The organism is Delftia sp. CH05 (genome assembly GCF_009827015.1).
Taxonomy (GTDB): Bacteria; Pseudomonadota; Gammaproteobacteria; order Burkholderiales; family Burkholderiaceae_C; genus Comamonas; species Comamonas tsuruhatensis.
Genome location: NZ_WUMG01000034.1, coordinates 20752 through 41875, shown reverse-complemented (window position 1 = coordinate 41875; position 21124 = coordinate 20752). Strand labels below are relative to the sequence as shown.

At 67.9% G+C, this 21124-nt stretch carries 21 protein-coding genes; 10 read left to right on the top strand and 11 right to left on the bottom strand.

The genetic code is table 11. The annotated features are described in order from the left end of the window. Positions 1-163: 163 nt before the first annotated feature. The 6 genes from GRX31_RS21825 to GRX31_RS21800 all read right to left on the bottom strand — a co-directional run bounded on the left by GRX31_RS21825 (position 164) and on the right by GRX31_RS21800 (position 5561). Positions 164-751: a hypothetical protein gene (locus GRX31_RS21825; protein WP_016448533.1), complete on the bottom strand. Its 588-nt coding sequence runs from the start codon at positions 749-751 to the stop codon at positions 164-166. Between the two features lie 145 nt (positions 752-896). After that, positions 897-1115, bottom strand: a complete 219-nt coding sequence (locus tag GRX31_RS21820) for a CsbD family protein (protein ID WP_012202308.1) — start codon at positions 1113-1115, stop codon at positions 897-899. A gap of 523 nt (positions 1116-1638) precedes the next feature. After that, a complete protein-coding gene (locus tag GRX31_RS21815; RefSeq protein ID WP_160854764.1) occupies positions 1639-2307 on the bottom strand; it encodes an ABC-type transport auxiliary lipoprotein family protein in 669 nt (222 codons plus the stop codon). 13 nt (positions 2308-2320) lie between these two features. Further along, on the bottom strand, positions 2321-3283 hold the full coding sequence (locus GRX31_RS21810) for an MlaD family protein (RefSeq protein WP_016448535.1): 963 nt from the start codon (positions 3281-3283) through the stop codon (positions 2321-2323). Between the two features lie 198 nt (positions 3284-3481). Next, entirely contained in the window at positions 3482-4282 is an 801-nt protein-coding gene (locus GRX31_RS21805; RefSeq protein WP_160854762.1) for an ATP-binding cassette domain-containing protein, read from the bottom strand. A gap of 148 nt (positions 4283-4430) precedes the next feature. Continuing rightward, positions 4431-5561, bottom strand: coding sequence for an MlaE family ABC transporter permease (locus GRX31_RS21800; RefSeq protein WP_016448537.1), 1131 nt, complete (start codon positions 5559-5561; stop codon positions 4431-4433). Positions 5562-5887: 326 nt separating this feature from the next. Between GRX31_RS21800 and GRX31_RS21795 the strand changes: the two genes are divergently transcribed. Beyond that, positions 5888-7615: a GMC family oxidoreductase gene (locus GRX31_RS21795; protein WP_016448538.1), complete on the top strand. Its 1728-nt coding sequence runs from the start codon at positions 5888-5890 to the stop codon at positions 7613-7615. Here GRX31_RS21795 and GRX31_RS21790 read toward each other — a convergent pair. Next, the gene (locus GRX31_RS21790; protein WP_016448539.1) at positions 7612-8535 is read right to left on the bottom strand and encodes a LysR family transcriptional regulator; all 924 of its coding nucleotides are present in this window, start codon (positions 8533-8535) and stop codon (positions 7612-7614) included. The two genes, GRX31_RS21795 and GRX31_RS21790, sit on opposite strands and share 4 nt — an antisense overlap. Positions 8536-8634: 99 nt before the next feature. Here GRX31_RS21790 and GRX31_RS21785 point away from each other — a divergent pair, with 99 nt between their 5' ends. The 7 genes from GRX31_RS21785 to GRX31_RS21755 all read left to right on the top strand — a co-directional run bounded on the left by GRX31_RS21785 (position 8635) and on the right by GRX31_RS21755 (position 14120). Next, a complete protein-coding gene (locus GRX31_RS21785; protein ID WP_237426744.1) occupies positions 8635-9663 on the top strand; it encodes a zinc-dependent alcohol dehydrogenase family protein in 1029 nt (342 codons plus the stop codon). A 297-nt stretch (positions 9664-9960) separates the two neighbouring features. Beyond that, a complete protein-coding gene (locus GRX31_RS21780; RefSeq protein WP_013800226.1) occupies positions 9961-10719 on the top strand; it encodes a sulfite exporter TauE/SafE family protein in 759 nt (252 codons plus the stop codon). 251 nt (positions 10720-10970) lie between these two features. Next, on the top strand, positions 10971-11741 hold the full coding sequence (locus GRX31_RS21775; protein WP_160854760.1) for an ABC transporter substrate-binding protein: 771 nt from the start codon (positions 10971-10973) through the stop codon (positions 11739-11741). A gap of 65 nt (positions 11742-11806) precedes the next feature. Next, positions 11807-12589 (top strand): amino acid ABC transporter permease, encoded by a 783-nt coding sequence (locus tag GRX31_RS21770; RefSeq protein WP_012202298.1) that lies wholly within the window; start codon positions 11807-11809, stop codon positions 12587-12589. Further along, on the top strand, positions 12586-13344 hold the full coding sequence (locus GRX31_RS21765) for an amino acid ABC transporter ATP-binding protein (protein WP_016448544.1): 759 nt from the start codon (positions 12586-12588) through the stop codon (positions 13342-13344). The genes GRX31_RS21770 and GRX31_RS21765 overlap by 4 nt, the downstream gene beginning before the upstream one ends. Positions 13345-13455: 111 nt before the next feature. Next, positions 13456-13704 (top strand): FitA-like ribbon-helix-helix domain-containing protein, encoded by a 249-nt coding sequence (locus GRX31_RS21760; RefSeq protein ID WP_016453586.1) that lies wholly within the window; start codon positions 13456-13458, stop codon positions 13702-13704. Then, positions 13701-14120, top strand: coding sequence for a PIN domain-containing protein (locus tag GRX31_RS21755; protein ID WP_160854758.1), 420 nt, complete (start codon positions 13701-13703; stop codon positions 14118-14120). The genes GRX31_RS21760 and GRX31_RS21755 overlap by 4 nt, the downstream gene beginning before the upstream one ends. A gap of 49 nt (positions 14121-14169) precedes the next feature. Here the strand turns inward: GRX31_RS21755 and mrdA are convergent, their stop codons facing one another. From mrdA to GRX31_RS21735, 4 genes are all read right to left on the bottom strand, one after another. After that, entirely contained in the window at positions 14170-16215 is a 2046-nt protein-coding gene (mrdA, locus tag GRX31_RS21750; protein ID WP_016453588.1) for a penicillin-binding protein 2, read from the bottom strand. A 13-nt stretch (positions 16216-16228) separates the two neighbouring features. After that, on the bottom strand, positions 16229-16747 hold the full coding sequence (mreD, locus tag GRX31_RS21745) for a rod shape-determining protein MreD (protein WP_016448548.1): 519 nt from the start codon (positions 16745-16747) through the stop codon (positions 16229-16231). Further along, positions 16744-17817, bottom strand: a complete 1074-nt coding sequence (gene mreC / locus GRX31_RS21740) for a rod shape-determining protein MreC (protein ID WP_160854756.1) — start codon at positions 17815-17817, stop codon at positions 16744-16746. Before mreC ends, mreD begins: the two co-directional genes overlap by 4 nt. Positions 17818-18000: 183 nt before the next feature. After that, positions 18001-19044 (bottom strand): rod shape-determining protein, encoded by a 1044-nt coding sequence (locus tag GRX31_RS21735; protein WP_012202293.1) that lies wholly within the window; start codon positions 19042-19044, stop codon positions 18001-18003. Positions 19045-19256: 212 nt separating this feature from the next. Here GRX31_RS21735 and gatC point away from each other — a divergent pair, with 212 nt between their 5' ends. Both gatC and gatA read left to right on the top strand, forming a co-directional pair. Continuing rightward, the gene (gene gatC / locus GRX31_RS21730) at positions 19257-19556 is read left to right on the top strand and encodes an Asp-tRNA(Asn)/Glu-tRNA(Gln) amidotransferase subunit GatC (protein ID WP_016448550.1); all 300 of its coding nucleotides are present in this window, start codon (positions 19257-19259) and stop codon (positions 19554-19556) included. A 66-nt stretch (positions 19557-19622) separates the two neighbouring features. Then, positions 19623-21119, top strand: coding sequence for an Asp-tRNA(Asn)/Glu-tRNA(Gln) amidotransferase subunit GatA (gene gatA, locus GRX31_RS21725; RefSeq protein ID WP_160854754.1), 1497 nt, complete (start codon positions 19623-19625; stop codon positions 21117-21119). The last annotated feature ends 5 nt before the right edge of the window (positions 21120-21124 follow it).

Genomic DNA, 21124 nt, shown 5'->3' with positions numbered 1-21124 from the left:
AAACAGCAAAGCCCCGCGAGCGGGGCTTGGTCAAGGCGGATAAAACTGGCGCGCCCCAACATCAGGGCCGCCAAGCAAGAGCCGCCTCGCGGCGAGGGCGTCGTCCCCCTCCCCCGCGAAGCGGGTAGAGAGGGGGAAGCGGAGTCAGCCGCTCAGGGGGAGCTTACTGTCCATATTTACGCTTGGCATCCGCCACGCAGGCATCCTTGGCGTCACCGCTCATGGTGTCGCAACGGGCCTTGGCAGCCTTGTAGTCGGCTTCGCGGGTTTCCTCGGCAGCGTCCTTGCGGGTCTCGGCCACGTTGGCGGCCTTGGCGGCAGAGTTGGCGGCAGGTTCGGCCTGGGCCTTGTTCACCTTGGCGGCTTCGACGGCACGCACATGGGCAGCCTTGGCATCCTTCACGCAGACATCCTTGGCGTCGCCCTTGAGGTCATCGCACTTTTCCTTGGCGATGTCGTAGTCCGCATCAGCCTTGGCCTTGAGTGCCTTTTCGCTGTTCTTGGGCGAAGGATTGCGGCGCGATTCCAGTTCAGCCTTGGCGACGTTTTCCTGGCCCTTGGCCTGCTTCTCGCAGACGTCCTTGGCGTTGTCCTTGAGCGGCTTGCACTGTTCCTTGGCAGCCTTGTAGTCGGCCTCGATCTGGTTCTTGGCGGCCGTGTGCTCGGCATTGGTCATGGCCATGGCGCCGGAGGCCATCAGGCCCAGGGCGACGGCGGACAGCATGTGGCGAAAGCGTTGCGGTGTTTGCATGATGGAACTCCTTGTATTTGTACTGAGGTGGCCCTTGGTGCCTGCGGCGGCGGGCCTTGGGTGCATGCCCTGGGGGCATGCCGGCTGTCGAGGAGCGGATGGGGGCGCCGGCCAGGGCGACCAGCCCATCCGCAGTCCACCCTCGTCAGTCTTCGAAGCGGAAGTCGGGGTTGCGCTTTTGCCAGTCGGTCAGCTGCTTTTCGGCAGCGTCGCGGGCCAGACCCTGGCGCTCCTGCAGCTTGCCCAGGAATTGCTCGCGCTTGCCGGCGATCACGTCCAGATCGTCATCGGTGAGCTTGCCCCATTGCTCACGGATCTTGCCGGTGAATTGCTTCCAGTTGCCCTTGATGCGGTCTTCATTCATGGCTTGTTCCTTTCAGTGATGTTGAAGTCGTGCCGTGCAATCAGGCCTTGTTTTTTCAAAGCCGCGATCTGCATCAGCGACGGTTCCACTGTAAAAAACCTGCGCGCCGCGCGCCGTAGTCTGGACCTAGTGTTGACGGTCGTCCCAGGGGCAGCCGAGACGGTGGGATCGGGACTACAGCCCCTGACGGACGCGCGGGAAGCGCTGGGTCAGGCGCGGCCCGCCCCTGCCCTGAGTACCCAGCCTTTTCCCCGTATGTCCGCACCTGCGCCGTGGCGGTTGCGGGGTTGCAAGCCTGCCGAAGGACAGGCTTGCTTCGTGATCTGACCTTTCTTGGCGAATCAAGAAAAGGGCAGTCGGCTGCCGGGCCGAGACCCGGCCTCGAAAAGCAACCATCCGGCAGGGGCAGAAAAAGTCCACTTGCTTGCAGAGCCAGTTGCCGAAAACAAAAAACGGCCAGCGGATGCAATGCACCCACCAGCCGTTCTCAAGAGAATGGATGGGCTGGAAATCCAGCAGCCGCTCAGTGCCCCTGCTGCCCCAGCCACGCATCGATCTGCGCAATGGCCGCATCCGTGGCCTTGGCCAGGGCCTGGGCGCCGCCCGCCGCATCGCCCGAAGCTGCAGGACTGCGCACCTCGAACACCTTCTGCCCGAGCAGGCGGTCCACGGCACCGCTTTGCTCGACCAGGGTGGCGCGCAGGCGCACCACGCCGGCACTGGAGCCGGGCGCGTCAAAGACCTGGCTGAACTCTTCGATGTCCACGCGCAGCAGCGTGGGCACGGCGCCTTGCAGGCGCGGCTGGGCCACGCTTTCGCTGCTGGCCAGCACGGGGCGCTGCAGGCCCAGTTGGGTGCGCAGGCGCTGCTGCAGCAGCAGTGCAGGAGGCTGGCTCCAGCGCGCCAGCTGGTAGGGGCGCAGTTCCTGGCCGTTGGCATAGGCCAGGCGGTAGAACATGGCCGTGCTGCCGTCGGACAGGGCGGGGGCCTCCACATCGGCCAGCGCCAGCGGCGTGCGTGCCTGCGGGGCTGCGGATGTGGCGGACTGCGCGGGCGTGGACAGCGGCGCCAGGCCGAAGTCATAGCGCGCGGGCTGGGCGGGGGGCTGCGGCAGGGCCGAGCAGCCGGCCAGCAGGATCAGGGCGGCGGCCAGTCCAGCGCTGGCCACGGCGGTCTTGCGAGATGGGGACATGCGGGTTCCTCGGTCAGGGCTGGGTGGCTGCAGACGGGGCGACGAAGCCGGGCTCGCCCGGCCCCGGACGGGCCTGGCCCGGCCCGTAGATCACGGCCTGCGGGTTGTCGCTGAAGCGGCTGGCCGCCGTGCCCATCTGGCGCGCGGCGCGCGAGACATCATCGGCCGCTCGGTTGGCGTGCGGCACCGTGCTGCGGCCCAGCGAATCGGCCATGCGGGTCAGTGCGCGCGTGCTCTGGGCGATCTGCTCCAGCGGCCCGTCCTGCGCGTTCACGCGGCGCACGGTCTGCTGCAGCTCGGACGCCACGGCGGCGGCTCCGTTGCTGGCCTTCTCCAGCGACTGCAGGGTGTTGTGGGCGTCGGCGGCGAGCTGCGGCACCTGGGTGGACAGCGTGCGGTCCAGGTTCTGCGTGAGCTGCTGCACGCCTGCGGCAGCGGCCGCAATGTTCTCCAGCGCCTGGCTCACGCGCTTTTGGTTGTCGGTGTCCAGCATGTCGCTGAGGCGGCGCGAGATTTCATCGGCGCGCTCCAGCAGCACCTGCCCCTGGTCGGCCAGCATGCTCAGGGGCGAAGAGCGCAGCGGCAGGCGCGGCAGGCCGCTGGGGCCCGGGGGCAGTTGGGGCTGGGGCTGGTCCGCATCATCGAGCTGCACATGGGCCAGGCCCGTGACGCCCTGGTAGCCCAGCACGGCGAACGTGGTGGGCGTGATGGGCGTGTTCACACCGATGGCGATGCGGATCAGCACATTGCCATTGGTCTGCGGATCGAACCCGATCCGCGTGACCTTGCCTACCGCCACGCCCTTGTAGCGCACGGCGGCCTGGGCCTGCAGGCCGCTGATGCCGTCCTTGGTGGACAGTTCGTACTCGTTGTACTGCCGCGTATCGCGCGTCAGCCAGATCGCCAGCCCCGCCAGCAGGGCCGCCACGACCAGCACGAAAATGCCGGCCGCCATGGCATGTGATTTGTTTTCCATATCAATGGTCCATAACGTTGAGCCCAGCAAAACAAGGCATGGGGCCACAGCCCCCAGGGCCAGCACTCAGAGCGCGGCCTTCAAAACCGGCGCACCCCAAGGCAAGGGACACCGAGCAAGGGCCGCCCCGCCGCGAGGGTGTCGTCCCCCCCCGCAAGGCGAGAGGGGGGAAGGCGCGAAGCGACTCAGGGGGGCTTCTCATACCGTGCTCATCGCGCGCCTGCCGCGCTCGCCCTGGAAGAAATGCTCGATGAACGGATGCTTGAACTCGGCCACCTCGCGCGGCGGGCCGCTGACCAGCACCTTCTTCTCGGCCAGCACGGCCACGCGCGAGGACAGGGCGAACAGCGTGTCCAGGTCGTGCGTGACCATGATGACGGTCAGGCCCAGCTCGGCACGCAGCTCGCGCAGCAGTTCGCAGAATTCGTCGGAGCTGGTGGGGTCCAGGCCGGCCGTGGGCTCGTCGAGCAGCAGCAGGGGCGGGTCCATGATCAGCGCCCGCGCCAGCGCCACGCGCTTGATCATGCCGCCCGAGAGATCGGCCGGCATGCGCGAGGCATGCTCGGGTTTGAGGCCCACCATCTGCAGCTTGACCAGGGCCGCGTCGCGCATCAGTTCGTCGGGCAGCGTGCCCTGCTCGCGCAGCGCGAAGGCCACGTTGTCCAGCACGCTGAAGGCCGAGTACAGCGCCCCGTGCTGGAACAGCATGCCCACGCGGCTGGCAGCACCCTCGCGGCCCATTTCGCTGGCCGGGCGGCCCAGCACTTCGACACGGCCCTTGGTGGGCTCCAGCAGCCCCAGCATCTGGCGCAGCAGCACGGTCTTGCCCGTGCCCGAGCCGCCGACGATGGACAGCATCTCGCCGCGCTGCACATCCAGGTCCAGGTCCTGGTGCACGGCAAAGGCGTTCTCGCCTTCGCCGAACACGCTCCACAGCCCGGCAATGCGCACGATGGGCTCGTCGGCTGCGGGCGCTGTACCCTTGCTGTACTCGTTCATGTCCGTCATCTCCGTGCCCTGTTCCATGAAACCGGCGCTGCCCAAGCGAGAGACGCCGAGCAAGAGCCGCCTCGCAGCGAGGGCGTCGTCCCCCTCCCTTGCGAAGCAAGTAGAGAGAGGGAAGGCGCGAAGCGACTCAGGGGGTGCTTCATATCCCTACGTCCTTGAACAAGATGGCGAAGATCGCATCCACCACGATGACCATGGTGATGGCCGACACCACCGAGGCCGTCGTGCCCTTGCCCAGGCTCTGCGTATTGGGCTCCACGCGCAGGCCCCAGTGGCAGCCGATCAAGGCGATGAGGGCGCCGAAGACCACGGACTTGCCCATGGCGATCCAGAGGTTGCCGATCTTCACGGCGGCAGGCAGCGCCTCGGCAAAGTAGGCGCCCGTGACGCCCATGGTCAGGTCGGCTGCCAGCATGCCGCCGGCCAGCGCGGCCAGCGTGGTCCACAGCGAGACCAGGGGCATGGCAATGGCCAGCGCCAGCGCACGCGGCAGCACCAGGCGAAAGCCGTGCGGTATGCCCATGACCTGCATGGCGTCCAGCTCTTCGGTGACGCGCATCACGCCGATCTGGGCGGTGATGGCCGAGCCCGTGCGGCCCGCCACCAAGATGGCTGCCAGCAGCGGGCCCAGCTCGCGGATCAGCGAGATGCCCAGGATGTTGACGATGAAGGATTCCGCCCCGAACTGGCGCAGCTGCAGCGCCATCAGGTAGGCCAGCACCACGCCGATCAGAAAGCCCACCAGGGCCGTGATGGGCAGGGCCGTGGCGCCCATGGAGTAGAGGTGGCCGGAAATGTCGCGCCAAGGCCCCCGGTGCGGGGCACGCGCAAAGCGCACCAGGTCGATCAGCAACTGGCCGATGAGCCGCGTCAGCTGTGCGAAATGGCCACAGGCGTTGATGACCAGGCAGCCCAGGCTGTCGATGTGCTCCAGCAGGCTCAGGCGCGGGGCTGGCGGTGCAGGCTCCTTGGAAAAACGGGCCACGCGGTCGAGCATGGCGCGCTGCGCGTCGCTGGCCGCCAGGCGCGCGGGCAGGCGACGGCCCCAGTGGTTCCACAGCAGTTGCGCGCCCACGTGGTCCAGCCAGTCCAGCCCTTGCAGGTTCCAGCCCAGGTCATCGCCCTTGGCGTCGGCCAGCTGTGCACGCAGCCTGCGCCATTGCGCCCGCCGGCCCAGCTCGGCCGCGCCCCAGGAGCCGGTCAGCAACGCCCATTGGCCGTCGTTGTCACGGCGCAGGCTGCATTGGGGGGGATTGTTGAGGGCAGACAAGTGCGGGAAGTCCTTGGGGGTTGCGAAGGCGAGGCCGAGGCGCGTGGGCAGGCAAGGCGGCACGCCCGCCAAGACCGCAGGATAACCGAGCGGCGCGGCCCGCAGATTGCCCCGCAACGCCGTGTGCGCGACGGCTTTGCCCTACGCGTGCAATTTTTATCAAAAAACCAGCGGGACCGCCACCGCTGCTGCATGCGCTGCTGCGAAAAAAGGAGTCCAGCGCGCTTTCCCTCTCGACAGTGCGCATGCCGTCCGCACAATGGGCCGAAGCACCAACCCCGGCTCCCAAGGACGTTCCGGCCCGCAGCGGACGCCCGCCCATCTCCATGAGCAATACCACCTTCGACTACATCGTCATCGGCGCCGGCACGGCAGGCGCCCTCCTGGCCAACAGGCTCTCGCGCGACGGCCGCAGCCGCGTGCTGCTGATCGAGGCGGGCGCCAAGGACGACTACCACTGGATCCACATCCCCGTGGGCTACCTGTACTGCATCGGCAATCCGCGCACCGACTGGCTGTACCAGACCGAACCCGACGAAGGGCTCAACGGCCGCAGCCTGCGCTATCCGCGCGGCAAGACGCTGGGCGGCTGCTCCAGCATCAACGGCATGATCTACATGCGCGGCCAGGCCCGCGACTACGACGGCTGGGCCGAGCTGACCGGCGACGACGCCTGGCGCTGGGACCAGGTGCTGCCGGCCTTTCGCCAGCATGAAAGCCATTGGCGGCTGGACGCCGGGGGCAACGCCGATGCGCGCTTTCGCGCCCTGCACGGCGGCACGGGCACAGGCGGCAGCGGCGAATGGCGCGTGGAGCGGCAGCGCCTGCGCTGGGACATCCTGGACGCCTTTGCCGAAGCCGCCCAGCAGGCCGGCATTCCGGCCACCGAGGACTTCAACGGCGGCAGCAACGAGGGGGTGGGCTACTTCGAGGTCAACCAGAAGGGCGGCCTGCGCTGGAACACCGCCAAGGCCTTCCTGCGGCCCACCTGCTATGGCCGCCCCAACTTCGAGCTGTGGACCCATGCCCAGGTCAGCCGGCTGCTGTTCGAGCCGTTGCCCGCCGGCGGCCTGCGCTGCAGCGGCGCCCAGGTCTGGACCGGCTCGGAAATGGTCGATGTGCAGGCCAGCCAGGAGGTCCTGCTGTGCGCGGGCGCCGTCAACTCCCCGCAGATCCTGCAGCTGTCGGGCATAGGCCCGGGGGCGCTGCTGCAAGGCCACGGCATCGCCGTGCGCCACGACCTGCCCGGCGTGGGCGAGAACCTGCAGGACCATCTGCAGATCCGCTCGGTCTACAAGATCAAGGGCGCGCGCACGCTCAACACCATGGCCAATTCGCTGTGGGGCAAGGCCGGCATCGGCCTGGAGTACCTGCTGCGCCGCAGCGGCCCCATGAGCATGGCGCCCTCGCAGCTGGGCGCCTTCACGCGCAGCAGCCCGCAGCAGGCGCACCCCAATATCCAGTACCACGTGCAGCCACTGTCGCTGGACGCCTTCGGCGAGCCGCTGCACGGTTTTCCGGCCTTCACGGCCAGCGTCTGCAACCTCAACCCCACCAGCCGGGGCACGGTACGCATCCGCAGCGGAGACTTCCGCCAGGCGCCTGCCATTGCGCCGCACTACCTGTCCACGCCCGAGGACCGGCAGGTGGCCGCCGACAGCCTGCGCGTGACGCGGCGCATCGTCAGCCAGAGCGCGCTGGCCCGCTTTGCCCCCGAGGAATGGAAGCCCGGCGTGCAATACCAGAGCGACGAGGACCTGGCCCGCCTGGCCGGCGACATTGCCACCACCATCTTCCACCCGGTGGGGACCACGCGAATGGGCCGCGCCGACGACCCCATGGCCGTGCTCGACAGCCGCCTGCGCGTGCGCGGCGTACAGGGCCTGCGCGTGATCGATGCAGGCGCCATGCCGCGCATCACCAGTGGCAACACCAACAGCCCGACGCTGATGATGGCGGAGAAGGCCGCCGGCTGGATTCTTGCGGACAGGCAGGGCCGGGGCCAGGAGCCGGCACGGCAGAGCACGGAACCGGCCGTTGCGCTGGCCGCCTAGGACTGCTCCTGCAGCAGCGGCGGAATCGCCGCCAGCAGCGCATCGATGGTCACGCGCAGCCGGTAGGGCAGAAAGCGCGTGCGCGGCCACAGCACATGCAGGGGAATGCGCGCGGCCGGCACGTCGGGCAGCAGGCGCACCAGCGCCCCGCTGTCCAGCGCACTGCGCACCCGCCACAGCGGCATGTGGGCCAGGCCCGCGCCCTGCAGCGTGGCCGTGGCGATGGTTTCTATGTCGTCAAAGCCCAGCGCCGGCTCCAGCACGGGCGCGGCCAGCGATCCATCCTCACCGGCCAGCCCCCAGGGGGCGGCGCGGCCACTGCGCATATAGGCAATACAGCGATGTCCGGCCAGGTCGGCCACGCTGCGCGGCGCGCCATGGACCTGCAGATAGGCGGGTGATGCGCACAGCACCATGGTTTGCATGCCAAGGCGCCGCGCAACCAGCCAGTCGCTGTCAGACAGTTCCCCGCTGCGTATGGCCAGGTCAATGCCGTCATCGGCGAAGTCCAGCTGGCGGTCGGTGAAGCTGGCCTCGATGCGCAGGCGCGGATGCAGCTGCGCCAGCTCCAGCAGCAAGGGAGCCACGTGGTGGCGGCCGAAGACCACGGGTGCGCTGATGCGCAGCCGGCCCACCACTTCCCGCCGCCCGGCTTCCAGCATGTGCCGGGCGGCATCCAGGTCCTCCAGCGCCTGCGCGCAGCGCTCGTAGAACATCTGGCCGTCCTCGGTCAGCCCCAGGCTGCGCGTGGTGCGCACGAACAGCCGCGCGCCCAGGCGCTCTTCCAGCCGCGCCACGGCCTTGCCAACAGCCGAGCGCGTAAGGCCCAGGCGCTCGGCCGCCTGGGCGAAGCTGCCGGCCTCGGCCGAGGCGACGAAAGCGCTGACGCCTGCCAGCCTGTCATTTGCAATTGGTTCCATAAATTCTACAAACCATAGCCTCAATTGAATCAATGCAATTATGGAGGAATCAATAGACTGAAGTCCTGTTTGATATCTGCCTCGAAAGGACCGCCTTCCATGACCGTGCCTGCGTCTTCCCCATTCATGCAGCAATGGCAACTGCCCGCCCTGGGCCATGAAAACCTGCAGCTGGTGCAAGCCCCCATTCCCGAGCCCGGGCAGGGCCAGGTACTGGTGCGCGTGCATGCGGCATCGCTGAACTACCGCGATCTGCTGATCCTGCGCGACGGCATGGGCATGGGGCCGGCCCTGCCCCTGGTGCCCGGCTCGGACATGGCTGGCGAGGTGGTCGCCATCGGCCCGGGCGTCGCGGAGTTCGCGGTTGGCGACGCCGTGATCAGCACCTTCTTCTGCGGCTGGCAGGACGGCGTGCAGCCGCGCACCAGCCTGCCGCTGGGCTCGCCCGGGCCGGGCATGCTGTCGGAATACGTGGTGCTGGGCGAAGACAACCTGGTCGCCGCGCCCCGTCAGCTGGACTTTGCGCAGGCCAGCACCCTGACGTGCGCGGGCGCAACGGCCTGGTTCGCGCTGGCCGAGTCCGCGCCCACGCGGCCCGGCGACACCGTGGTCATCATGGGCACAGGCGGCGTGGCGCTGTTCGCCATGCAGATCGCCCATGCCCAGGGTGCGCGCGTGGTGGTGGTTTCGGGCAGCGACGACAAGCTGGCGCGGGCTGCACAGCTGGGTGCAGACCACGGCATCCACCGCCACCGCACGCCGGACTGGGCCGCCGAGGTGCGCGCCCTCACGGGAGGACGCGGCGCCGACCATGTGCTGGAACTGGCCGGGGGGGATAACTTCGGCCGCTCGCTATCGGCCCTGGCACAGGGAGGCCGCGTGTCGGTGATCGGCAATCTGCAGGGCGACGAGCTGCGCGGCTCGGTCTATCCGCTGCTGCTGGGGCGCGCCACCGTTCAGGGCATCGGCGTGGCACACCGGCGTGCGCTGCAGGATCTGGTGCGTGCCGTGGACTGGCTGAAGCTGCAACCTGTGATCGACAGCGAATACGCGCTGGCCGATCTGCCGGCAGCCCTGGAGCATCTGGAGCGGGGTGCTTTCGGCAAGCTGGTGCTGCGCATGCGCTGAACGTCCGGCAACCGGCAATCATCGTCCCAGCCCCTTGCTGGTGCAATCCCGCACTTTCGCGGCAACTGCGGGAAATCCCCGATGCACCACCCAGGTGCGGCCATTAAAGTCCATCCACTCTCGCGGTACCACAGTGCTGCACAAGAGGGGCCGAGGAGACAACTCGTACACAACCAGATCAACATTCATAAATAGCATCCCAAGATGCATTTCCCAGAGCGCCGGCAAGTCCGGCGCTTTTTTTATGCCTGCGGCCAGCCTGATGCGGCACCGTGGCGGTGCGACAATCGCCGCCCTATGGAATGGATCATCGTCTCGCTGGCCTCGATGCTGGCCGGCTTCGTGGACGCCATCGTGGGCGGCGGAGGCCTCATCCTGCTGCCCGCGCTGTTCGCCACCTTCCCCACCGCACCACCGGCCACCCTGCTGGGCACCAACAAGAGCGCCTCGGTCTGGGGCACGGCCATGTCCACCTGGCAGTACGGCCGCAAGGTGCAGTTGCCCTGGCGCGCGATGATGCCGGCGGCCTGCGTGGGCATGGCGGGCTCTTTTGCGGGCGCCTGGGCCGTCACGCAGATCTCCCCCGATTTCCTGCGCCGGCTGCTGCCGCTGGTGCTGCTGGGCGTGCTGGTTTACACGCTGGCGCGCAAGGACATGGGCCGCCACCACACGCCGCACTATTCGGGCCGCGCCGAGACGCTGATCGCCTGCGCCATCGGCCTGGTGATTGGCTTCTATGACGGTTTCTTCGGCCCCGGCACGGGCAGCTTCTTCGTGTTCCTGTTCGTGCGGCTGATGGGCTATGACTTCCTGAACGCATCGGCCTCGGCCAAGCTGCTGAACATGGCCACCAACCTGGCTGCGCTGGCGCTGTTCGCGCTCAAGGGCCATATCTGGTGGCACCTGGCCGTGCCCATGGCGGTGGCCAATGTGCTGGGCGCCATGCTGGGCACGCACATGGCCCTGCGCCATGGAACGGGCTTTGTGCGCGGCATTTTCATCGGCGTGGTGAGCCTGCTGATCCTCAAGACCGGCTACGACGCCTTCATCGCCTGAGCACGGGCCAGCGGCGTTCGCAACACCTGCCATCGGCGTTGGCGACGGCAACCTTCTATAATTGCCGACTTTTCGCCTTGAGCTGCGGCGGCTGGTGCATGTCGCACCCCTGCCAGCGGCCGTACCCGACCAGCCGACCAGCCGCAAAAAACCGGCCCCGCCGTCCATGGCCCATGCACTGATGCGTGCCTTGGCGCTTTCTTCATGCTACGGCGCCGGGGTCAGGTCTTGAGCGACAGCCCAGGAGTTCCATGAAACGCTTTACCGTCATCGCCGCCGCCGCGCTGGCCCTGTGGACCGCCGCCGGCGTTCAGGCCCGCCCCTTCGACGCCATCCAGAAGGAAGGCACGCTGCGCCTGGCCACCGAGGGCTACTACGCGCCCTTCGCCCATTTCGAGGGCAAGCAGCTGACCGGCTTCGAAGTCGAGCTGGCCCAGATGATGGCCGCCAAGATGGGCGTGAAGTACGAGTGGAAGACCATCAGCTTCGACGCCCTGCTGACCGGCCTGCAGCAGGACCGCTGGGATCTGGTGATTTCCTCGCACGGCATCACGCCCGAGCGCGAGAAGGCCGTGACCTTCACCCAGCCCCATTACTGCTCTGGCGCCATCGTGATGTCGCTGGACCCGGCCATCCGCTCGGGCAAGGACCTGGCGGGCAAGACGGTGTCGGTGCAGACCGGCACCACCTATATGCAGTACATGGAGAAGAACCTGCCCGGCATCAAGCGCCTGGTCAACTTCCCCACGAACGAGGCCGCGCGCAATGCGCTGCTGTCCAAGCGGGTGGACGCCTGGGTGACCGAGCGCTTCATTGCCAAGGAACTGCAGCAGAAGAACCCCAATGCCCAGCTCAAGCAGGGCGAGTTGCTGCTGGTCGAGCGCATTGCCGCCGCCGTGGCCAAGGACAACAAGTCGCTGGCCGATGCCTGGAACAAGGCCTTCAAGGACGCCCTGGCCGACGGCAGCTACGCCAAGCTGTCGCAGAAATACTTCCACGAAGACATCCGCTGCCCTGACTGAGGCCCCGGGCAGATCTGCCCGACCGGCGCCCACTTGCAGGGCGCCTTTTTGTTTCTAGCCCACCTATGCTTACCGTCCTCTGGCCCGCCCACTGGAGCCGCTCGCAGCGCAGCAACGCCACCCTGGTCACGGCCCTGCTGCTGATGGTGCTCGTGGTTTCGCTGCTGGGGCAACTGCTGTCCCTGCTGCCCGAGCCCATAGGCTCCAATGCCGACACCTTCGCCGAAGGCGCGCGCACCACGCTGTACCTGACGCTGGTCAGCGGCGCCGCCGGCCTGGTGCTGGGCATCGCCGCCGCGCTGGCGCGCACCTCGCGCACGGCCGCCCTGCGCTGGGCCGCGGGCTTCTACGTCTGGGCGATCCGCGGCACGCCGCTGCTGGTGCAGATCCTGTTCATCTACTTCGCGCTGCCGGTGCTGATCCCGGGCCTGAACCTGCCCGACTTCGCGGCCGCCTGCATTGCACTGGCGCTGAACGTGGGCGCCTACAACGCCGAAGCCGTGCGTGCCGGCCTGCAGGCCGTGCCGCGCGGCCAGGCCGAGGCCGCACGCGCCCTGGGCCTGCCGCGCATCTGCGTCTTCATGGACGTGGTGTTCCCGCAGGCCTTCAAGATCTCGCTGCCGCCGCTGGTGAGCAACTTCGTGGCCCTGCTCAAGGATTCGTCGCTGGCGTACGCCATCGGCGTGGTGGAGCTGACCAATGTGGGCAACCGCATCCAGTCGGCCACCTTCCAGCCCGTGGAGACCCTGGTCACCGTGGGCGTGACCTACCTGGTGCTGACCACGCTGGTGACCCAGGTCACGGCTGCCGTGGAGTACCGCTTCGACGTGGAGGGCCGCCACAAATGAGCGCCGACAAGCTGGCACGGGGCATGCCCTACATCGTGGCCGACAAGGTCACCAAGTCCTTCGGCAGCCACCAGGTGCTCAAGGGCGTTTCCACGCAGTTCTGCACGGGCGAGGTGACGGTGATCATCGGCGCCTCGGGCTCGGGCAAGTCCACGCTGCTGCGCGCCATCAACCGGCTGGAGCCGCATGATGGCGGGCGCATCACCATCGACGGCGTCGAAGTCACCGACAACGAAGCCACGCTGCAAAAGCAGCGCTGCGAAGTGGGCATGGTGTTCCAGCAGTTCAACCTGTTCGGCCACATGACGGTGCTGGACAACGTGACCCTGGCGCCGCGCCGCATCCACAAAACGCCGCGCGCCCAGGCCAATGCCAAGGCCATGGCCCTGCTGGAGCGAGTGGGCATGCAGGCCCACGCCCACAAGTACCCGTGGCAGCTGTCGGGCGGCCAGCAGCAGCGCGTGGCCATTGCCCGCGCCCTGGCCATGGAGCCGCAGGTGATGCTGTTCGACGAGCCCACCAGCGCGCTGGACCCGGAGATGGTCCAGGAGGTGCTGGACGTGATGCGCGAGCTGGCACGCGGCGGCATGACCATGATCGTGGTCACCCACGAAATGGGCTTCGCCCGCGAGGTCGCCGACCGCGTGATGTTCTTCGACCAGGGCTGCATCGCCCACGAGGCGCCACCGGCCGAATTCTTCGGCAACCCGGCCAGCGAGCGGATCGCGGCATTCATCGGGCGCATGGGGCATTGAGGCCGAAGCCCTGATTCGTCGCCTTGCGTGCCCTCATGCGCAGGGGGCATGCCGTTGTCGCCTTGCGTGTCCATGACTACCATGCGTCATTGACCTGAAAGGAGCCTGGCCATGACTACCATGACGATCCACGATCTGGATGAAGACCTGCAGGCCCGGCTGCGTCTGCAGGCGGACCTGCACGGCCACTCCATGGAAGAAGAGGCCCGCAACATCTTGCGCGCGGCACTCGCAGCCAATGCGGCGGAGGGGCATTCACTGTTCGACTCCATCCGGGCCCGGGTCGAGCCCCTGGGCGGCGTTGAACTGGTGCTTGCGCAGCGCGAGCCCATTCGCAATCCGCTGGGTGCCAGCCGGTGATCATTCTCGACACCAACGTCCTGTCCGAGGCTCTGCGCCCCGATCCCGACAGGCGCGCCATGGAATGGCTGGCCAGCCAGCCCCGCTCCAGTTTGCTCACCACAGCCATCACGCGCGGAGAATTGCTGTACGGCGTCCTGCTGTTGCCGCAGGGACAGCGCAAGCATGGGTTGCTGGCTGCAGTGCAGGCTATCTTGGACATCGATATGGCAGGCCGCGTCCTGGAGTTCGACAACGGTGCCGCTGACGCTTATGCGCAGATCGCTGCGGCCCGAAGGCAGTCCGGCAGACCCATCAGCCAGTTCGACGCCATGATTGCGGCCATCGCCCGCTCAAGGGGAGCCAGCCTTGCCACCCGCAATGTGCGGGACTATGCGGACTGCGGGGTCACGGTCATCGATCCCTGGCAGCGCTGAATCTGCCGCGCAGGGCTCAGACCCGCTTGCAGCGGCACACAAGCGTGCCTCAATCCTCCAGCTCGGCAGCCGAAGGCGGCGACAGCACCGCCGGGCGGCCTGCGGGCACGGGGACCGGCGCCTCGGGCGGCTCATAGCGCGGCAGGCCGGGCAGGTTCACGGTTTCCGCATCCAGCGTGATTTCGGAGACGCGGCGCGGGGTGCCTATGGGGACGCCGGCCTGGCCCTTGCGCATGGCGGCCATGTCTTCCAGGCTGGGGTAGCGGCCCAGCAGCCAGTAGTCGAACACGCGGCGCGCCAGCGGTGCGGCGGCAGCGGCACCGAAGCCGGCGTTCTCCACGATGGCAGCGACGGCAATGGTGGGGTTGTCGGCCGGTGCGTAGGCGATGTACAGCGAGTGGTCGCGCTGGAACTCGGACAGGCGTGCCGCGTTGTACTTCTCGTTCTGGCGCACGCCCACGGCCTGGGCCGTGCCGGTCTTGCCGGTGGAGGTGTAGGGCGCGTTGCCGAAGATGCCGCGCGAGGTGCCCTCCACCGTCACGGCGGCCACGGCGGCGCGCACGGCCTCCACGTTCTCGGGCTTGTAGCCCATGCTGGTGCCTGGATCCTTGTTGATGGCCGAGAACTGCTGCGTGACGGCATCGACACGGCCCACGGCCAGGTGGGGGCGGTGCTTGACGCCCTTGGCCGCCAGCGTGGACATGGCATTGGCCAGCTGCAGGATGGTGAAGTTGTTGTAGCCCTGGCCGATGCCCAGCGAGATGGTCTCGCCCGCGTACCACTTCTTCTGCTCGGGCCGCTTGTAGGTGTTGCGCTTCCACTCGGTGCTGGGCAGCACGCCGCGCGCCTCGCCGCGCACATCGATGCCGGTGAGCTGGCCGAAGCCCAGCGGCTTCATGTAGTCGTGGATCATGTCCACGCCCATGTCGTTGGCCAGCATGTAGTAGTACACGTTGGACGACTTGATGATGGAGCGGCGCAGGTTGGTCGGCCCGTTGGGGTGGCCCGAGCGGAAGGTGTGGCCGCCGAAGGTCCAGCTGCCGTTGTCCATGATGGTGGTGTCCGGGCGGCGCTTGCCCGACTCCAGCGCGGCAATCGCCATGAAGGGCTTGTAGGTGGAGCCCGGCGGATAGGTGCCCCGCAGCGCGCGGTTGAGCAGCGGGCGGTTGATGGATTCGTTGAGCGTGGTCCAGCTCTCCTGGTCGATGCCATCGACGAAGAGGTTCAGGTCGAAGGTGGGACGGCTGACCATGGCCAGCACTTCGCCGCTGCGCGGATCGATGGCCACCAGGGCGCCGCGGCGGTCGCCGTACAGCTCCTCCACCATGCGCTGCAGCTTGATGTCCAGCGACAGCACCAGGCTGTCGCCGGGCGTGGCGGGGCGGCTGCCGAGCTTGCGCACGGCATGTCCGCCGGCCGAGGTTTCCATTTCCTCCCAGCCGGTCTGGCCGTGGAGGTCGGTTTCGTAGCTCTGCTCCACGCCCAGCTTGCCGATGACGTCGGTGCCACGGTAGTTGGCGGCGTCGTCGGAGTCTTCCAGCGCCTCTTTCTCGCGCTGGTTGATGCGGCCTATGTAGCCGATGACATGGCTGGCCGTGTCCTGCATGGGATAGGTGCGGAACAGCCGCGCCTTGATGTCCACGCCCGGGAAGCGGTAGCGCTGCGCGGCAAAGCGCGCGACCTCGTCATCGGTCAGGCGCGTGCGGATGGGCAGGGAGTCGAAGCTGCGGGAGTCGTCCACCAGGCGCTTGAACTTGCGCCGGTCGCGCGGCGTGATCTCGACGATCTCGGCCAGGCTGTCGATGGTCTCTTCAAGGTTGCCCGCGCGCGAGGGCATGATCTCCAGCGTGTAGGCCGAGTAGTTGGTGGCCAGCACCACGCCGTTGCGGTCCAGGATCTGGCCCCGGTTGGGCACGATGGGCACCACGGCCGTGCGGTTGCTTTCGGCGCGCTCGGACAGCTCCTCATGGCGCTGCACCTGCAGCACCAGCAAGCGCGCCACCACCAGCCCGAAGGCCAGCAGCACCACCACGCTCATCACCCATGCGCGCAGCCTGAATCGCTGCAGCTCGGCTTCTGTATTGCGGATTTCCATCACGCGTCAAGCCTCACAGGGGACGGTTCTCGTCACTGTCCGGCGGGCGGCGCTGAGGCGCCAGCAGCAGGCCGCTGACCAGGGGCCACAGCAGGGCCTCGATCAAAGGCGCGACGACCACCAGCGGGCCGGGCATGATGCCACCGGCCACCATGCGCAGCAGCACCTGCAGGCCGTGCACCACGGCAAACAGCGGCAGCAGGTGCAGCGCCTGCACGGGCGTGGAGAACCACGACAGGCGCCGGCCCATGGCGCCGGCCGCGAACACCAGCAGCGCATAGGCCAGCGCATGCTGGCCCAGCAGGGAGGAGCGGTCCACGTCCATGCACAGGCCCAGCAGGAAGGCCACGCCCATGCCCACGCGCTGGGGCTGGTTCAATGCCCAGAAGGCCAGCAGCACCATGAGCAGGTCGGGTTGCCAGGCCTGGCGTCCCAGCGGCAGCATGTTGAGTGCCAGCGCCGCCAGCAGGCTGACGACGATGAACAGGGGATTGACCGGCAGCAGCAGCTGCTGGCCGCGCGGCATGATCATGCGGGCTCCTTCCTGGCGGAGGCGGGTGCGGCGGGAGCAGCGGGTGCGGCAGGCGTGGCCGGCGCATCTGTCTTGCCGGCCTTGCCGCCGTCCTTGGCGGCTTCCTTGCCCTTGCCGTCCTTGGCCTTGTCTTTTTCCTTGCCCTTGTCTTTTTCCTTGCCCTTGCCGGCGCGCAGGGGTTCGGCAGCGCCTTCCGCCTCGGGATGCGTGGCGCGGTCCAGCGGCTTGAGCACCACCACGTGGCGCACGCCCTGAACGCGGCCCACGGGTTCGCAGTAGATGCGGGAGAAGGCCGAGTCCGCGCGGCGCTCCACCGAGACCACCTTGGCCACGGGCAGGCCCGGCGGGTACAGGCCGTCGACGCCGCTGGTGGTCAGCAGGTCGCCTTCCTGCACATCGGCATTGCTGGGCATGAAGCGCAGCTCGATGCCGCCGGTGCGCAGCGGCGACGGGTCGCCATAGGCCACGCTGCGTGCACCGGTGCGCGGGTTGAAGACGGGAATGGCCTGGTCGCGGTCGATGAGCAGGGTGACCTCGGAACGCAGCGGATACACGCGCGTGACCTGGCCGACCACGCCCTTTTCATCGAGCACGGGCGAGCCCTGGGCGATGCCGTCCACCTGGCCGCGGTCGATGACCACACGGCGGGTATAGAGGTCGGGGCTGTCGTAGACCACTTCGGCCGCCGTGCCGGGCGTGGTCAGGCGGTCGCGCAGCTGCAGCAGCTCGCGCAGATGGTCGTTTTCCTGGATCAGTTCGTCGGCCAGCGAGGCACGCTGGGCCATGGCCACCAGTTCCTTGCGCGCGCCCTGCTCCCGGGCCTGGGCCTCGTCCAGCGAGCCCAGGTAGCGGCTGGCGTCGTGCACGGCCTCCACCGGCTTGAGCATCACCCACTGCACGGGGTACAGCACGGTGGACACGGCCACGCGCACGGGGTCGGTGATCCTGAAACGCGCGTCGGCCACCATCAGAAACAGCGCCAATGCGCTGTAGATGGCCAGTTGGGAGACGCGCGAGGGCCGCCGCTTGAACAGCGAGGGCGCCGAGTGGTCCAGGGTGTTGGGATTCATGCGCCCCTCCCGCGCGGCAGGGCCTGCCCTGCCGCACTTGCTGCGGCCTGGAAAGCACGGGCCGGGCCCGGTGCGAAGGAAGGCAGGGCAAGCATGCAGGTCACCACGGAAGGGAGAAGAAAAACGTTGCAGTCGGTCGGCTGCCGCCCGGGCCCGCGACAACGGGCCCCGGCCTGCGCCGCGTCAGTCGCTGGTGAAGATGCTGCCCTGGCGGTCCATGGTCTCCAGCGCCATGCCGCAGCCGCGCACCACACAGGTCAGCGGCTCCTCGGCCACGAGCACGGGCAGGCCCGTCTCTTCGGCCAGCAGGCGGTCCAGGTCGCGCAGCAGCGCGCCGCCGCCGGTCAGCATCATGCCGCGCTCGGCAATGTCGGCGCCCAGCTCGGGCGGGGTCTGCTCCAGCGCGTTCTTGACGGCGCTGACGATCTGGTTGAGCGGGTCGGTCAGGGCTTCGAGCACCTCGTTGGACGAGATGGTGAAGCTGCGCGGCACGCCTTCGGAGAGATTGCGGCCCTTGACTTCCATCTCCTTGACTTCGGAGCCGGGGAAGGCCGAGCCGATGTTCTTCTTGATGGATTCGGCCGTGGGCTCGCCGATCAGCATGCCGTAGTTGCGGCGGATGTAGCTGATGATGGCTTCGTCGAACTTGTCGCCGCCCACGCGCACGGAGCCCTTGTAGACCATGCCGCCCAGCGAGATCACGCCGACTTCGGTGGTACCGCCACCGATGTCCACCACCATGGAGCCCGAGGCCTCGGACACCGGCAGGCCGGCACCGATGCCGGCGGCCATGGGTTCCTCGATCAGGTAGACGGAGGTGGCGCCTGCCGCCTCGGCCGCGTCCTTGATGGCGCGGCGCTCGACCTGGGTGGAGCCGCAGGGCACGCAGATGATGATGCGCGGGCTGGGCGTGAGCACCGAGCGCGGATGCACCATCTTGATGAACTGCTTGATCATCTGCTCGGTGATGACGAAGTCGGCAATCACGCCATCCTTCATCGGGCGGATGGCCTCGATGTTGCCGGGCACCTTGCCCAGCATGGCCTTGGCTTCACGGCCCACCGCCTGGATCACCTTCTTGCCATGCGGGCCGCCTTCGTGGCGGATGGCGACAACGGAGGGTTCGTCCAGAACAATGCCCTTGTCGCGGGCGAAAATCAGGGTGTTGGCTGTGCCAAGATCAATGGCAAGGTCGGTGGAGAAATACCGACGGAAAGCTCCGAACATTACGAGAGTCCTCTCAGGCACGGCATGCTCGTCGGCCTGCCATCGCCGGGATGAAAGTTGGGGAGTCTGGATGGGGTTGGCTTTTCGCACAATGACCAGCTCGGAGAGGGTCTTGCGGCAAAGCCGAGATAATACCGTATCCCCTGTGAATAACTTGTACTGCCGGGGCTTGAAATGCGGGTTTACATCCCGTTGCCCCCTTCAAAATTCCTATGGCACTGAACGCACAAGACATCGCACGCATCGCGAACCTCGCACGGCTCGAGCTCTCTTCCGCAGAGAGTGAGCGCATGCTAGGCCAGCTCAATGATTTTTTCGGCATCGTGGAGAAGATGCAGGCTGTGGATACTTCGGGCGTCAGCCCGCTGTCACATCCGGTCGCCGCCATCCAGGACATTGCCCTGCGCCTGCGCGAGGACATTGCCAGCGAGCCCGACCAGCGCGACGCCAATCAGCGCAGCGCCCCGGCCGTCGAGCGCGGCCTGTTCCTGGTCCCCAAGGTGATCGAGTGAGCGCCGGGCGTCGCTCGCCCTGCTTCCTGTCCCCTGGCATCCGTCCCCGTTTTCCGCATCCCATACATGACCCAGCAAACCACTGATCTGCACACGCTCGGCGTGTCGGCCCTGTCGGCCCTGCTGCGCGAGCGCAAGCTCGGCGCCGTCGAAGCCGCCCAGCATTTCCTGGCCCGCGCCCAGGCGCACCAGAACCTGGGCGCCTTCGTCAGCATCGACGAAGAGGCCACCCTGGCCCAGGCCCGCGCTGCCGACGCCCTGATTGCCCAAGGCAAGGGCGGCCGCCTGGCTGGCGTGCCCATTGCGCACAAGGACATCTTCGTCACGCGCGACTTCCCGACCACGGCCTCCAGCAAGATGCTGGCCGGCTACCGCTCGCCCTTCGACGCCACCGTGGTCACCCGCCTGGCCGAGGCCGGCGCCGTGACGCTGGGCAAGCTCAACTGCGACGAATTCGCCATGGGCTCGGCCAACGAGAACTCGGCCGTCGCGCCCGTGGGCTTCGACGCACCCGCGCCCGTGCGCAATCCCTGGAACCTGGACCGCGTGCCCGGCGGCTCCTCGGGCGGCTCGGCCGTGGCCGTGGCCGCCGGCCTGGCGCCCGCCGTCACCGGTACCGACACGGGCGGCTCCATCCGCCAGCCCGCATCGTTTTGCGGCATCACGGGCATCAAGCCCACCTATGGCCGCGCCAGCCGCTACGGCATGATCGCCTTCGCCTCCAGCCTGGACCAGGCCGGTCCCATGGGCAAGAGCGCCGAGGACTGCGCCCTGCTGCTGTCCGAGATGTGCGGCCCCGACCTGGACCGCGACTCCACCAGCCTGGACGTGCCCGCCGAAGACTTCACGGCCCGCCTGAACGACGGCATCGAAGGCCTGCGCATCGGCATCCCCGCCGAGTTCTTCGGCGAAGGCCTGTCGGCCGACGTGCGCGCCGCCGTGGATGGCGCGCTCAAGGAATACGAGAAGCTGGGCGCCCGCCTGGTGCCGATCTCGCTGCCGCGCACCGAGCTGTCGATTCCCGTGTACTACATCCTGGCCCCGGCCGAGGCATCGTCCAACCTCTCGCGCTTCGACGGCGTGAAGTTCGGCCACCGCGCCAAGGACTACACGAACCTGGTGGACATGTACAAGAAGACCCGCGCCGAAGGCTTCGGCGACGAGGTCAAGCGCCGCATCATGATCGGCGCCTACGTGCTGTCCGAGGGCTACTACGACGCCTACTACCTGCAGGCGCAGAAGATCCGCCGCATGATCGCCGACGACTTCCAGGCCGCCTTCCAGCAGTGCGACGTGATCGCCGGCCCCGCCGCGCCCACCGTGGCCTGGCAGCTGGGCGGAAAGAGCGACCCACTGGCCAACTACCTGGCCGACATCTTCACGCTGCCCGCATCGCTGGCCGGCCTGCCCGGCATGAGCGTGCCCGCAGGCTTTGGCGAGGCCGGCATGCCCGTGGGCCTGCAGCTGATCGGCAACTACTTCAAGGAAGGCCAGCTGCTCAACGCCGCCCACCGCTTCCAGCAGGCCACCGATTTCCACCTTCAAGCTCCGAAGGGCATCTGAGACCC

Excerpts from the sequence above, each read along its gene's own strand:
- gatA (WP_160854754.1), top strand. The coding sequence starts at position 19,623 with ATGACCCAGCAAACCACTGATCTGCACACGCTCGGCGTGTCGGCCCTG.
- gatC (WP_016448550.1), top strand. The coding sequence starts at position 19,257 with ATGGCACTGAACGCACAAGACATCGCACGCATCGCGAACCTCGCACGG.
- GRX31_RS21785 (WP_237426744.1), top strand. The coding sequence starts at position 8,635 with ATGACCGTGCCTGCGTCTTCCCCATTCATGCAGCAATGGCAACTGCCC.
- GRX31_RS21825 (WP_016448533.1), bottom strand. The coding sequence starts at position 751 with ATGCAAACACCGCAACGCTTTCGCCACATGCTGTCCGCCGTCGCCCTG.
- GRX31_RS21815 (WP_160854764.1), bottom strand. The coding sequence starts at position 2,307 with ATGTCCCCATCTCGCAAGACCGCCGTGGCCAGCGCTGGACTGGCCGCC.
- GRX31_RS21790 (WP_016448539.1), bottom strand. The coding sequence starts at position 8,535 with ATGGAACCAATTGCAAATGACAGGCTGGCAGGCGTCAGCGCTTTCGTC.
- mreD (WP_016448548.1), bottom strand. The coding sequence starts at position 16,747 with ATGATCATGCCGCGCGGCCAGCAGCTGCTGCTGCCGGTCAATCCCCTG.
- GRX31_RS21765 (WP_016448544.1), top strand. The coding sequence starts at position 12,586 with ATGAGCGCCGACAAGCTGGCACGGGGCATGCCCTACATCGTGGCCGAC.
- GRX31_RS21820 (WP_012202308.1), bottom strand. The coding sequence starts at position 1,115 with ATGAATGAAGACCGCATCAAGGGCAACTGGAAGCAATTCACCGGCAAG.
- GRX31_RS21775 (WP_160854760.1), top strand. The coding sequence starts at position 10,971 with ATGAAACGCTTTACCGTCATCGCCGCCGCCGCGCTGGCCCTGTGGACC.
- GRX31_RS21760 (WP_016453586.1), top strand. The coding sequence starts at position 13,456 with ATGACTACCATGACGATCCACGATCTGGATGAAGACCTGCAGGCCCGG.
- mreC (WP_160854756.1), bottom strand. The coding sequence starts at position 17,817 with ATGAATCCCAACACCCTGGACCACTCGGCGCCCTCGCTGTTCAAGCGG.
- GRX31_RS21795 (WP_016448538.1), top strand. The coding sequence starts at position 5,888 with ATGAGCAATACCACCTTCGACTACATCGTCATCGGCGCCGGCACGGCA.
- GRX31_RS21770 (WP_012202298.1), top strand. The coding sequence starts at position 11,807 with ATGCTTACCGTCCTCTGGCCCGCCCACTGGAGCCGCTCGCAGCGCAGC.
- GRX31_RS21780 (WP_013800226.1), top strand. The coding sequence starts at position 9,961 with ATGGAATGGATCATCGTCTCGCTGGCCTCGATGCTGGCCGGCTTCGTG.
- GRX31_RS21805 (WP_160854762.1), bottom strand. The coding sequence starts at position 4,282 with ATGAACGAGTACAGCAAGGGTACAGCGCCCGCAGCCGACGAGCCCATC.
- mrdA (WP_016453588.1), bottom strand. The coding sequence starts at position 16,215 with ATGGAAATCCGCAATACAGAAGCCGAGCTGCAGCGATTCAGGCTGCGC.
- GRX31_RS21810 (WP_016448535.1), bottom strand. The coding sequence starts at position 3,283 with ATGGAAAACAAATCACATGCCATGGCGGCCGGCATTTTCGTGCTGGTC.
- GRX31_RS21735 (WP_012202293.1), bottom strand. The coding sequence starts at position 19,044 with ATGTTCGGAGCTTTCCGTCGGTATTTCTCCACCGACCTTGCCATTGAT.